The organism is Streptomyces sp. Go-475 (genome assembly GCF_003330845.1).
In the GTDB taxonomy this organism is placed as follows: Bacteria; Actinomycetota; Actinomycetes; order Streptomycetales; family Streptomycetaceae; genus Streptomyces.
The window spans coordinates 2,610,336-2,622,777 of the sequence record NZ_CP026121.1 but is presented as its reverse complement, the minus strand read 5'-3'; the positions used below and the strand labels follow the sequence as shown (position 1 = coordinate 2,622,777).

At 71.2% G+C, this 12,442-nt stretch carries 8 protein-coding genes and 3 tRNA genes; 7 read left to right on the top strand and 4 right to left on the bottom strand.

Annotation, left to right across the window (positions count from 1 at the left end; translation table 11 throughout):
• Nucleotides 1-34: 34 nt before the first annotated feature.
• From C1703_RS12020 to C1703_RS12005, 4 genes are all read left to right on the top strand, one after another.
• A complete protein-coding gene (locus C1703_RS12020) occupies nt 35-1,312 on the top strand; it encodes a deoxyguanosinetriphosphate triphosphohydrolase (protein WP_114252183.1) in 1,278 nt (425 codons plus the stop codon).
• Nucleotides 1,313-1,446: 134 nt separating this feature from the next.
• Entirely contained in the window at nt 1,447-2,712 is a 1,266-nt protein-coding gene (locus C1703_RS12015) for an FAD-dependent oxidoreductase (RefSeq protein ID WP_114252181.1), read from the top strand.
• 29 nt (nt 2,713-2,741) lie between these two features.
• Nucleotides 2,742-4,664: a DNA primase gene (gene dnaG, locus C1703_RS12010; RefSeq protein WP_114252179.1), complete on the top strand. Its 1,923-nt coding sequence runs from the start codon at nt 2,742-2,744 to the stop codon at nt 4,662-4,664.
• A gap of 86 nt (nt 4,665-4,750) precedes the next feature.
• Nucleotides 4,751-6,043, top strand: coding sequence for an RNA polymerase sigma factor (locus C1703_RS12005; protein WP_114252177.1), 1,293 nt, complete (start codon nt 4,751-4,753; stop codon nt 6,041-6,043).
• 152 nt (nt 6,044-6,195) lie between these two features.
• Here C1703_RS12005 and C1703_RS12000 read toward each other — a convergent pair whose 3' ends face one another.
• From C1703_RS12000 to C1703_RS11985, 4 genes are all read right to left on the bottom strand, one after another.
• Nucleotides 6,196-8,124 carry an ABC transporter ATP-binding protein gene (locus tag C1703_RS12000; RefSeq protein ID WP_114252175.1) on the bottom strand — a complete coding sequence of 643 codons (1,929 nt, stop codon included), beginning with the start codon at nt 8,122-8,124 and terminating at the stop codon, nt 6,196-6,198.
• A complete protein-coding gene (locus tag C1703_RS11995) occupies nt 8,124-9,857 on the bottom strand; it encodes an ABC transporter ATP-binding protein (RefSeq protein WP_114252173.1) in 1,734 nt (577 codons plus the stop codon). The genes C1703_RS12000 and C1703_RS11995 overlap by 1 nt, the downstream gene beginning before the upstream one ends.
• Before the next feature lie 102 nt (nt 9,858-9,959).
• Nucleotides 9,960-11,405, bottom strand: a complete 1,446-nt coding sequence (locus C1703_RS11990; RefSeq protein WP_114252171.1) for an FGGY family carbohydrate kinase — start codon at nt 11,403-11,405, stop codon at nt 9,960-9,962.
• 153 nt (nt 11,406-11,558) lie between these two features.
• Nucleotides 11,559-11,864 (bottom strand): YtxH domain-containing protein, encoded by a 306-nt coding sequence (locus C1703_RS11985; RefSeq protein WP_114252169.1) that lies wholly within the window; start codon nt 11,862-11,864, stop codon nt 11,559-11,561.
• A 158-nt stretch (nt 11,865-12,022) separates the two neighbouring features.
• On the opposite strand from C1703_RS11985, the gene C1703_RS11980 reads away from it, so the two are divergent.
• The 3 genes from C1703_RS11980 (at nt 12,023) to C1703_RS11970 (ending at nt 12,425) form a co-directional block, all read left to right on the top strand.
• Nucleotides 12,023-12,095, top strand: a tRNA-Asn gene (locus C1703_RS11980).
• 5 nt (nt 12,096-12,100) lie between these two features.
• Nucleotides 12,101-12,173 (top strand) — tRNA-Asn (locus tag C1703_RS11975).
• Between the two features lie 178 nt (nt 12,174-12,351).
• Nucleotides 12,352-12,425: transfer RNA gene (locus tag C1703_RS11970), tRNA-Ile, on the top strand.
• The last annotated feature ends 17 nt before the right edge of the window (nt 12,426-12,442 follow it).

The window sequence follows — 12,442 nt, the reverse complement described above, 5'->3', positions numbered from 1 at the left end:
GCGTCCAGCACACACATGCCCGTACTGTCGACACATGGCAGGCACCCCGACAAACCCCCCGGCCTACGACCCGACGTCAGTCGACCGCTGGGCCCCGGAACCCGACAAGCGCCCCGGCCGCACGGCCTTCCAACGCGACCGGGCCCGGATCCTGCACAGCGCCGCCCTGAGAAGACTCGCCGGCAAAACCCAAGTGGTAACGCCCGGCACCCTCGGCCCCGCCTGGGACGCCAGCCCCCGCACCCGCCTCACCCACTCCCTCGAATGCGCCCAGGTCGGCCGCGAGCTGGGCGCGGCCCTCGGCTGCGACCCGGACCTCGTGGAAGCCGCCTGCCTCTCCCACGACCTCGGCCACCCGCCCTTCGGCCACAACGGCGAACAGGCCCTCAACGAGTTCGCGGCCGACTGCGGCGGCTTCGAGGGCAACGCCCAGTCCCTCAGGCTCCTCACCCGCATCGAGCCCAAACGCTTCACCCCCGAGGGCTCCGTCGGCCTCAACCTCACCCGCGCCGCCCTCGACGCCGCCACCAAGTACCCCTGGCCCCGCGGCGCCCACCCCACCGACCCGGCGTCGCACAAGTTCGGCGTCTACGAGGACGACCGCCCCGTCTTCGACTGGGTCCGCAAGGACGCCCCCGGCACCCGCACCTGCTTCGAGGCGCAGGTCATGGACTGGTCCGACGACGTCGCCTACTCGGTGCACGACGTGGAGGACGGCCTGCACGCCGGCCACATCGACCCGAACTGCCTGCACGCGGAACCCGAACGCCGGGACGTCTTCCAGGTCGCCCTCGGCCGGTACGTCCCGGCCGACACCGACCCCGCCGAACTCGCCGAGGCCCTCGACCGGCTCCTCGCGCAGGAGTGGTGGCCGCACGGCTACGACGGCACCGCCGTCGCCCAGGCCCGGCTCAAGGACGCCACCAGCCAGCTCATCGGCCGCTTCTGCCTCGCCTCCGAGACGGCGACCCGCGCCGCGTACGGCACCGGACGGCTCACCCGGTACGCCGCCGAACTGGTCGTCCCGCGCGGGACCCGCGTGGAGTGCGCCGTCCTCAAGGCCGTCGCCGACCTCTACGTCATGCAGCGCGCCGAGCAGGAGCGGCTCCGTGCCGACCAGCGGATCGTCGTCGCCGAACTGGCCGAGGCGCTCACCGCCCGCGCCCCCGACGGCCTGGACCCGCAGTTCCGCGCCCTGTTCGACCGGGCGCCGGACGACCGCGCCCGCAAGCGCGTCATCGTCGACCAGATCGCCTCCCTCACGGACACCTCGGCCCGTTCGCTTCACGCCCGTCTGACGGGGCACGCATGAGACTGGCGGGAAGCGAGGGGCCACAGCATGCCCGATGGTGACCCTCCGTGGCCTGAACGGGTCACTCCCTCTTCCCGCATCACGCTCCGTGCGGGACGCTCGCAAGTGGCGACACCCTGACAAGGAGGCAACAAGTGGTCGACGCGGATCAGACATTCGTCATCGTCGGAGGCGGACTGGCCGGCGCCAAGGCGGCCGAGACGCTCCGCGCGGAGGGCTTCACCGGCCGCGTGATACTGATCTGCGACGAACGGGACCACCCCTACGAGCGCCCGCCGCTGTCCAAGGGCTACCTCCTCGGCAAGGAGGAACGCGACAGCGTCTTCGTGCACGAGCCCGCCTGGTACGCGGCGCACGACATCGAACTCCACCTCGGCCAGACCGTCGACGCCATCGACCGCACGGCGAAGACGGTCCGCTTCGGCGACGACGGCACGGCCGTCCGCTACGACAAGCTGCTCCTGGCGACCGGCGCCGAGCCCCGCCGCCTCGACATCCCGGGCACGGACCTGGCCGGCGTGCACCACCTGCGCCGCCTCGCCCACGCCGAGCGCCTCAAGCACGTCCTGACCAACCTCGGCCGCGACAACGGCCACCTCGTCATCGCGGGCGCCGGCTGGATCGGCCTGGAGGTCGCGGCCGCGGCCCGCGAGTACGGCGCGGAGGTCACCGTGGTCCACCGCGGCCCCACCCCGCTGCACTCCGTCCTCGGCCCCGAGCTGGGCCAGCTCTTCGCCGAGCTGCACCGCGAGCACGGCGTCCGCTTCCACTTCGGCGCCCGGCTCACCGAGATCGTCGGCCAGGACGGCATGGTCCTCGCGGCCCGCACGGACGACGGCGAGGAACACCCGGCACACGACGTCCTCGCCGCGATCGGCGCGGCCCCGCGCACCCACCTCGCGGAGGCGGCCGGCCTGGAGACCGCCGACCGCGCCCACGGCGGCGGCATCGTCGTCGACGAGCGGCTGCGCACCTCCGACCCGGACATCTACGCCGCCGGCGACGTCGTCTCCTTCCCGCACGCCCTCTTCGACACGCGGCTGCGCGTGGAGCACTGGGCCAACGCCCTCAACGGCGGCCCGGCGGCGGCGCGCTCCATGCTCGGCCAGGACGTGACGTACGACCGCGTGCCCTACTTCTTCTCCGACCAGTACGACCTGGGCATGGAGTACTCCGGCTGGGCACCGCCGGGCAGCTACGACCAGGTGGTGATCCGGGGCGACGCGGGCAAGCGGGAGTTCATCGCGTTCTGGCTGAAGGACGGCCGGGTGCTGGCGGGCATGAACGTCAACGTGTGGGACGTCACAGACAAGATCCAGCGACTGGTCCGCGGCAAGGCCCGGGTGAACACGGAGAACCTCGCGGATCCCCGCATTCCACTCGAAAACCTCGCACCGTGAGTGTCAGTCCGCCCCCGTAGAATTCACGCGTGGCAGGACGGATCAACGACGAGGACGTGAAGGCGGTACGGGACGCGGTCCCGATCGACGCCGTGGTGTCCGAGTACCTCCAGCTGCGCAACGCGGGCGGCGGCAACCTCAAGGGTCTCTGCCCGTTCCACGACGAGAAGTCGCCCTCCTTCCAGGTCAGCCCCGCCAAGGGCCTGTTCCACTGCTTCGGCTGCCAGGAGGGCGGCGACACCATCACGTTCGTGATGAAGATCGACCACCTCACCTTCTCGGAGGCGGTCGAGCGCCTGGCCGGCCAGGCGGGCATCACCCTGCGCTACGAGGAGGGCGGCTACAACCCCTCCCACCAGCGCGGCGAGCGGATCCGCCTGGTCGAGGCCCACAAGATCGCCGCCGAGTGGTACGCGGAACAGCTCGCCACCAGCCCCGAGGCCGACACCGGCCGGATCTTCCTCGCCGAGCGCGGCTTCGACCAGGCCGCCGCGCAGCACTTCTCCGTCGGCTACAGCCCCCAGGGCTGGGACCACCTCACCCGCTACCTGCGCGGCAAGGGCTTCACCGACAAGGAGCTGCTCCTCTCCGGCCTCTCCCAGGAGGGCCGCCGCGGCCCCATCGACCGCTTCCGCGGCCGCCTGATGTGGCCCATCCGCGACATCGGCGGCGACGTCGTCGGCTTCGGCGCCCGCAAGCTCTACGAGGCGGACAACGGCCCCAAGTACCTCAACACGCCCGACACGGCGATCTACAAGAAGTCCCAGGTCCTCTACGGCATCGACCTGGCGAAGAAGGACATCGCCAAGGCGTCCCGCGCGGTCGTCGTCGAGGGCTACACGGACGTCATGGCCTGCCACCTCGCCGGTGTCACCACCGCCATCGCCACCTGCGGCACCGCCTTCGGCACCGACCACATCAAGATCCTCCGCCGCCTCCTCATGGACAACGGCTCGGCCCGCGTCATCTTCACCTTCGACGGCGACGCCGCCGGCCAGAAGGCCGCCCTGCGCGCCTTCGAGGACGACCAGAAGTTCGCCGCCGAGACGTACATCGCGATCGCCCCCGACGGCATGGACCCCTGCGACCTGCGCCTCGCCAAGGGCGACGAAGCCGTCGCCGACCTGGTCGAACCCCGCACCCCGCTCTTCGAGTTCGCCCTGCGCCAGATCGTCGGCCGCTACGACCTCGACACCCCGGCCGGCCGCGCCGCCGCCCTGGACGAGGCCGCCCCGATCGTCGCCCGCATCAAGAACAGCGGCGCACAGCACGAAGTCGCCGTGCAGCTCGCCGGCATGCTCGGCATCCTCGACACCCAGTTCGTGGTCAAGCGCGTGGCCCAGCTGGCCCGCTGGGCCCGCGACCGCGGCGGCAAGTCCGGCCCCGGCCCGGAGCGGCACCACCAGGGGCAGCAGTACGCCGGCCCGCCCCAGCAGGCCGGCCCCCGCGGCCCGGCCCTCAACCTCCGCAACCCCGTCTACGCCACCGAACGCGAACTGCTCAAACTCGCCCTGCAGCGCCCCGAGCTGGTCTCCCCGGCCTTCGACGCGTACGGCGTCGACGAGTTCACCGCCCCGCCCTACGCGGCCGTACGCCAGGCCATCCTGGACGCGGGCGGCGCCGAACTGGGCGTCGCGGACCCGCAGGACTACCTGGTCAAGGTCCGTGAGGCCGCCCCGGACGACGCCGTCCGCGCGATGGTGACGGAGCTGGCCGTCGAGGCGATCATGCTGCACAAGGGCGTGAAGGGCGTCGACGAGACGTATGCCGGCGCCCAGTTGGTGACGGTCCGCCGCCGGGCCGTGGAGCGCCGCATCCGCGACATCACCGGCCGGCTCACCCGCCTCGGCACGCACGGCGACCCGGCCGAGCTGGCCGCCGTCCAGAACGAACTGTGGGTCCTCCAGCAGTACGACCAGACCCTCCGGGAACACGGCGCCGCCGCGCTCTGACGTCACCGCGCGGTCACGGACGGGAAGCAAAAAGTCATCGCACGCCCCTCGTGGCGACGATGTGTCTTACCCCACACTGGGTTGCGGTGCCTGAGTCCTCGGAGCGCGGCCGGTCCGTCACCGACGGGTCCCAGATCCCCGCGGTTCCGCTCATCGCGTACGGGACGGAAAGCGGCGAGGCCGTCGACTCCGCCCCCGAAGTACCGCTGCCGCCCACCTTGGCAGCGATCATCCTGGAGGTCGCCCCCGTGCAGACCCAGACCCTCACCCAGACCGACGTCGGCGCTGCCCGCGGCGCCGACGGCACAGCCCCGGACGCGGAGGCCGACGCCCTCTCCGCGGTCCCGGCGCAGAACCGCGTCGCGCACCACCCCGAGACGGAGCCGGAGGAGCCGCCCGCCGAGGCCGTCGAGACGGCCGAGCCGCCCGAAGCCGTCGAGCCGCCCCCCGCCCGCACCGAGACCGGCGGCCCCTCCTCGGACCTGTTCCGCCAGTACCTGCGGGAGATCGGCCGCATCCCCCTGCTGACCGCGGCCGAGGAGGTCGAACTCGCCCGCCGCGTCGAGGCCGGCCTGTTCGCCGAGGAGAAGCTGAGCAACACCCCCGACCTGGACAGCCAGTTGGCGCTGGACCTCGACCGGCTCGTGGTCATGGGGAGGATGGCCAAGCGCCGCCTCATCGAGGCCAACCTGCGCCTGGTCGTCTCCGTCGCCAAGCGCTACGTCGGCCGCGGCCTGACCATGCTCGACCTCGTCCAGGAGGGCAACCTCGGACTCATCCGGGCCGTCGAGAAGTTCGACTACGCCCGCGGCTACAAGTTCTCCACCTACGCCACCTGGTGGATCCGCCAGGCCATGTCCCGCGCCCTGGCCGACCAGGCCCGCACGATCCGGGTGCCCGTCCACGTCGTGGAGCTCATCAACCGCGTCGTCCGCGTCCAGCGCCGGATGCTCCAGGAGCGGGGCTACGAGCCGACGCCCGAGGAGGTCGCCGCGCACCTGGACCTGCCGCCGGAGCGGGTCGGCGAGGTCCTGCGCCTCGCCCAGGAGCCGGTGTCGCTGCACGCGCCGGTCGGCGAGGAGGACGACGTCGCCCTCGGCGACCTCATCGAGGACGGCGACGCGACCTCCCCCGTGGAGTCGGCGGCGTTCCTGCTGCTCAGGGAGCACCTGGAGGCGGTGCTGTCGACGCTGGGGGAGCGGGAGCGGAAGGTCGTCCAACTGAGGTACGGCCTGGCCGACGGCCGTCCGCGCACGCTGGAGGAGATCGGCCGCATCTTCGGCGTGACCAGGGAGCGGATACGGCAGATCGAGTCCAAGACCCTCAACAAGCTGCGGGACCACACCTTCGCGGACCAGCTTCGGGGTTACCTGGACTGACGCCGTCCGCGGGCCGGTGAGGGCTGGTCGGGCAGTTCCCCGCGCCCCTTGAGCACGTGCGGCTGACGTCCCTTCGAGGGCGCGGGGACCCGCGCGAACGGCCACGACGGTGCCGCGGCCGCCCACGACACCACGCGGCACCCCAAGGCGCGTCAGTCCACCTCTGCCACCGCCTGCGCGAACTGCGCCTGGTACAACCGCGCGTACGCCCCGTCGGCCACCAGCAGCTCGCTGTGGGTGCCCTGCTCGACGATCGCCCCGTTCTCCATGACCAGGATCGCGTCCGCGTCCCGGATCGTGGAGAGCCGGTGCGCGATGACGAACGAGGTCCGCCCGTGCGCGAGTTTCGCCATGGCCTTCTGGATCAGCACCTCGGTCCGGGTGTCGACGGAACTCGTCGCCTCGTCCAGCACCAGGATCACCGGGTCGGACAGGAACGCCCGCGCGATGGTGATGAGCTGTTTCTCACCCGCGCTGACCCCGCTGCCCTCGTCGTCGATCACCGTGTCGTACCCGTCCGGCAGCGTCCGGACGAACCGGTCCGCGTGCGCGGCCCGGGCCGCCTCCTCGATCTCCCCGCGGGTCACCTTCCGGGATGCCCCGTACGCGATGTTCTCCGCGATGGTCCCGCCGAACAGCCAGGTGTCCTGCAGCACCATGCCGATCCCGGCGCGCAGTTCGTCCCGGGACATCCGGGCGATGTCGACCCCGTCGAGGGTGATGCGCCCGCCGGTGACGTCGTAGAACCGCATGAGCAGGTTGACCAGGGTCGTCTTGCCCGCGCCGGTCGGGCCGACGATGGCCACCGTCTGCCCGGGCTCGACCTTCAGCGACAGGTCCTCGATGAGCGGCTTGTCGGGGTCGTACCGGAACGACACGTGCTCCAGCGCCACCTGCCCGCGCAGTTCCTCGGGCCGCACGCCCGGCACCGGATCGGCGCTCTGCTCCTCCGCGTCGAGCAGCTCGAAGACCCGCTCCGCCGACGCCACGCCCGACTGCACCAGGTTCGCCATGGACGCGACCTGCGTCAGCGGCATGGAGAACTGCCGCGAGTACTGGATGAACGCCTGCACATCACCGATGGACAGCGAACCCGAGGCGACCCGCAGCCCGCCGACGACGGCGACCAGCACGTAGTTGAGGTTCGACACGAACATCATCAGCGGCTGCATGATCCCGCTGTTGAACTGCGCCCGGAACCCCGCCTCGTACAGCGCCTCGTTCTGCTCGGCGAACTGCCGCGCCGACTCCTCCTGCCGCCCGAACACCTTCACCAGGGTGTGCCCGGTGTACATCTCCTCGATGTGCGCGTTCAGCTTGCCGGTCGTGCGCCACTGCTGCACGAAGTGCGGCTGCGACCGCTTGCCCACGCGCGTGGCGACGACGAACGACAGCGGCACGGTCACCAGCGCGACCAGCGCCAGGATCCAGGAGACGTAGAACATCATCGCGAGGACGCCGATGATGGTCAGCACCGAGTTGATGAGCTGCCCCATCGACTGCTGCAGCGTCTGCCCGATGTTGTCGATGTCGTTCGTCGCCCGGGACAGCACCTCCCCGCGCTGCCGTTTGTCGAAGTAGGACAGCGGCAGCCGCGACAGCTTCGTCTGCACGTCCTCCCGCATCCGGAACATGGTGCGGTTCACGGCCCGGTTCACCAGCCGCGTCGCCACCGCCATCAGCAGCCCGGCCACCGTGAACACGCCCAGCGCGAGCAGCAGCACATGCCCGACGGCCGTGAAGTCGATGCCCTCACCCGGGGTGAAGTCCGTGCCGCGGAGCATGTCGGCGACCTCACCGTCCCCGCGCTGCCGCATCTGCTCCAGGACCTGCTCCTTGCTCGCCCCCTCGGGCATCCCCCGCCCGACGATCCCGGCGAAGACCAGGTCGGTCGCCTTGCCGAGGATCTTCGGCCCCACGACGTTGAGACCGACGCTGAGCACCACGCACAGCAGCAGCGCGTAGATGGTCACGCGCTCCGGCCTGAACCGCGCGACGAGCCGTTTGCCCGACCCCTTGAAGTCCAGCGAGCGCTGGTCGGGACCGCCCCCGGCCATCATCCGCCCCATGGGCCCCGCCATCAGGCAGCCTCCGCTTCCGTGAGCTGGGAGAGCACGATCTCCCGGTAGGTCTCGTTGTCCGCCATCAGCTCGTGGTGCCGGCCGGTGCCGACGACCCGGCCCTCGTCGAGGACGACGATCCGGTCGGCGTCCCGGATGGTCGCCACCCGCTGGGCGACGATCACCACGGTCGCCTCGGCGGTCTCCCGCGTGAGGGCGGCCCGCAGCGCGGCGTCCGTGGCGTAGTCGAGCGCGGAGAAGGAGTCGTCGAAGAGGTAGATCTCGGGGCGCTGCACCAGCGTCCTGGCGATCGCGAGCCGCTGCCGCTGCCCGCCGGAGACGTTCGTCCCGCCCTGGGAGATCGGCGCGTCGAGCCCGCCCTCCAGCCGCTCCACGAACTCCTTGCCCTGCGCCACCTCCAGCGCGTGCCACAGCTCCTCGTCGGTGGCGTCGGGATTGCCGTAGCGCAGGTTGGTCGCCACCGTCCCCGCGAACAGGTACGGCTTCTGCGGCACCAGCCCGACGGTCTTCGCGAGCAGCTGCGGGTCGATCTCCGCCACCTCGACCCCGTCGACGAGCACCTGCCCCTCGGTCGCGTCGAACAGCCGCGGGACCAGCCCGAGCAGGGTCGACTTGCCGCTGCCGGTCGAGCCGATCACGGCGGTCGTCTCACCCGGCCGGGCCACCAGGTCCACGGCCCGCAGCACCGGCTCCTCGGCACCCGGGTAGCGGAAGCCGGCCCCGCGGATCTCCAGATGCCCGTGCCGGCGCAGCTCCCGCACCGGCGCCGACGGCGGCACCACGCTGGAGGAGGTGTCCAGTACCTCCTGGATGCGCTCGGCGCACACCTCCGCGCGCGGCACCATCATGAACATGAAGGTGGCCATCATCACGGACATGACGATCTGCATCAGATAGGCGAGGAACGCCGTCAGGTCACCGATCTGCATCCCGCCGCTGTCGATGCGGTGCGCGCCGAACCACACAACGGCGATCGACGACAGGTTCACCACCGTCATCACGATCGGGAACATCAGCGCCAGCAGGTTGCCGGTGCCCAGCGCGAAGTCGGTGAGGTCGGTGTTGGCCTTCCGGAAGCGCTGCTGCTCGTACTCGTCCCGGACGAAGGCCCGGATGACCCGGTTGCCCGTGATCTGCTCGCGCAGCACCCGGTTCACCGCGTCCAGCCGCTCCTGCATCGACCGGAACAGCGGCCGCAGCCGCCGCACGATCAGCGTCACGCAGATCCCCAGCACCGGCACGACCGCCACCAGCACCCCGGACAGCGGCACGTCGAGCCCGAGCGCCAGCACGATGCCGCCCACGCACATGATCGGCGCCGACACCAGCAGCGTGAACGTCATCAGCGCCAGCATCTGCACCTGCTGGACGTCGTTCGTCGTCCGGGTGATCAGCGACGGCGCCCCGAAGTGACCGACCTCACGCGCCGAGAACGACTGCACCCGGTCGAACACGGCACCGCGCACATCCCGCCCGAGCGCCGACGCCGTCCGCGCGCCGTAGTACACGGCCCCGATGTTGCACACGACCTGCACCAGCGAGATGCCGATCATCAGGCCGCCGTAGCCCATGATGTAGCCGGTGTCGCCGTTGACGACACCCTGGTCGATGATGTCCGCGTTCAGCGTCGGCAGGTAGAGCGTGGCGCAGGTCTGCAGGAACTGCAGCAGCACCAGCAGGGCGATGGGTCTCTTGTAGGGCCTGAGATAACTTCGCAGAAGTCGTATGAGCACGCTGCTTCTCTCGGAGTGGGTGACGGGGCGGTTGGTTGCCCTTGGCCCCTATCGTCGAACACTCCACCGGCGTTACCTCAACCGAATTAACCCAACAGGCGGTCAGAACGCCCCGGGGTGCGTCTGCTCCCGCACCGCCACGAACTGCTGCCGCACCGCCTGCCCCACCGCAAGCTCCTCCCCGGGCTCCAGCACCTGCGCGACCGCGCCCTGCCAGGCCGGCGGGGTCCGCGCGTCGAGCGTGCCCTGCGACGCCCCGAGCGCCCAGGCCGCCTGCCGGGCGGCACCGATCGCCGCGTAGTCCGCGGGCTGCGGCACCACGACCTGCGTCCCGAACAGCGAGGGCGCCGCGGCCTGCACGGCGGGCAGCTCGGCGGCCGGCCCGAGCAGGAACACCCGCCGCACCTCCACACCCCGGGCGCGCAGCACGTCCAGCGCGTCCGCGAGCCCGCACAGCATGCCCTCGAACGCCGCCCGGGCCAGATGCTCCGGCTTCATCGACTCCCGCCGGAGCCCCGCCAGGGTCCCGGCGACATGCGGCAGGTTCGGCGTCCGCTCACCCTCCAGATAGGGCAGCAGCACCAGCCCGTGCGCCCCCGGCGTCGACTTCATCGCCAGGTCGGACAGGCTCTCCAGATCGGGCAGCCCCAGCAGCTCGGCGGCCCCGCGCAGGGTCCGTACGGCGTTCAGCGTGGTGACGACGGGCAGGTGCATGCCGGTCGCGTCGGCGAGCGCGGTGATCATCCCGGAGCCGTCGACCAGCGCCTCGGGGTGCACGGCCATCACCGACCCGGACGCCCCGAGCGAGACGACCGCGTCCCCGAGGCCGATGCCCAGCCCGAACGCCGCCGCCATGGTCTCGCCGGTCCCCACGGAGATCAGCAGCCCCTCCGGCGTCGTACCGGCGGCGTCCGCCGGGCCGATCACCTCCGGCAGCATCACCTGGTGGCCGAGCGCCAACTCGACCAGGTCGGGCCGGTAGGCACCGGTCGCCGCCGACCAGTACCCCGTGCCGGACGCCCCGCCCCGGTCGGTGGTCCTGCGGACCGGCCGGCCCAGCAGCTGCCACACCAGCCAGTCGTGCGCCTGCAGCAGGATCGCGGTGCGCTGTGCGTTCTCCGGCTCGGTCCGGGCCAGCCAGCGCAGCTTCGTCACCGGCTGCGCGGCCTGCGGCACACACCCCACGGCCTGCGCCCACGCCTCGCGCCCGCCGAGCGCGTCGACCAGATCGGCCGCCGCGACCTGCGTCCGCTTGTCACCGCCGACCATCGCCGGCCGCACGGTGTTCCCCTGCGCGTCCAGCGGCACGACGGCGTTCTGCTGCGCCGAGACGCCGATCGCCTGCACGCCCTCCAGCAGCCCGCCGCCCGCAGCCTCGCCCAGGGACAGCAGCCAGGCCTGCGGGTCGACGTCGGACGGCCGGCCGCCGTCGGGGCTCTCCACCGGATGCGGCGCATATCCCTGCCTGAGCACGGCTCCGGTGTCCGCGTCACAGACGACGATACGAGTGAAATCGGGTGAACTGTCCAACCCGGCGACTATCCCCATGGCCAAAATTCTGCCGTACCGCTGCGCTGGCTTGAGCCGTGGGCACCGTGGGGGTGGGCCGCCGGGTTCTGGGTGCCAGTGCTGCGTGGCTGGTCGCGCAGTTCCCCGCGCCCCTGGGGGGCCTGGGTGTGCTCGGTGCCTGGGAAGGAACTGTTACGTATTGCTCGTGCCCCAGTCGTCCGCGCCGCCGTTGTGGGTGGCGCGCTCCCTGAGGTGGCGGACACGGTCGGCGACCGAGTCCGGGACGCGGTCGCCGACCTTGTCGCTGACCACGTGGTAGGCCTTGCCCGCGATCTCACGGCCCTGGTGGGCCGCGGACTCCGCGGTGTTGCGGACGGCGGGGTTCTGTGCGAACTGCCGGGCCGACTTCTTCAGCTGTTCGTAGCGCTCGCGCCCGGCCCTCGTGCCCAGCACGTAACCCAGGACGACTCCGGCGACGAACGTGAGCCGGTAACGCATGGCGGCCACCCTTTCCTTGCGTAGGTCTCCGGTGGGGCGTCGGCGCCGGGGAGTACCGATTGGCGGAGCACCCCCCTGCTTGCGCTAATGTATGTGTCGCAGCGAGCGCGCGCCCCCTGGCGAATACCCAGGTAGGTACGTTCGATGCAACGAGACCTTCCTCGGTAGCTCAATTGGCAGAGCAGCCGGCTGTTAACCGGCAGGTTACTGGTTCGAGTCCAGTCCGGGGAGCTCGGTCCTCCGTAGCTCAATTGGCAGAGCAGCCGGCTGTTAACCGGCAGGTTACTGGTTCGAGTCCAGTCGGGGGAGCATGGTGAACGAGGACCCCTCAGGGGTCCTTTTTCATGTCCGGTGGAACCGTCCGGCCCGTGACGGAGTCATCAAGGTCACGAACGCCGTGGCCGAGCCGACCATCCGAAGCAGGAGATCGTATGAGCGGCTATGCTGCGGCAGACGGCGCGCACACATGTACGCGACACGCCGCTATGGGGCGGTAGCTCAGCCGGTTAGAGCAGCGGACTCATAATCCGTCGGCCGTGGGTTCGAGTCCCACCCGCCCCACTGCGCAGGTTGTGACC

Excerpts from the sequence above, each read along its gene's own strand:
- C1703_RS12020 (WP_114252183.1), top strand. The coding sequence starts at position 35 with ATGGCAGGCACCCCGACAAACCCCCCGGCCTACGACCCGACGTCAGTC.
- C1703_RS12000 (WP_114252175.1), bottom strand. The coding sequence starts at position 8,124 with ATGGCGGGGCCCATGGGGCGGATGATGGCCGGGGGCGGTCCCGACCAG.
- C1703_RS11990 (WP_114252171.1), bottom strand. The coding sequence starts at position 11,405 with ATGGGGATAGTCGCCGGGTTGGACAGTTCACCCGATTTCACTCGTATC.
- C1703_RS11985 (WP_114252169.1), bottom strand. The coding sequence starts at position 11,864 with ATGCGTTACCGGCTCACGTTCGTCGCCGGAGTCGTCCTGGGTTACGTG.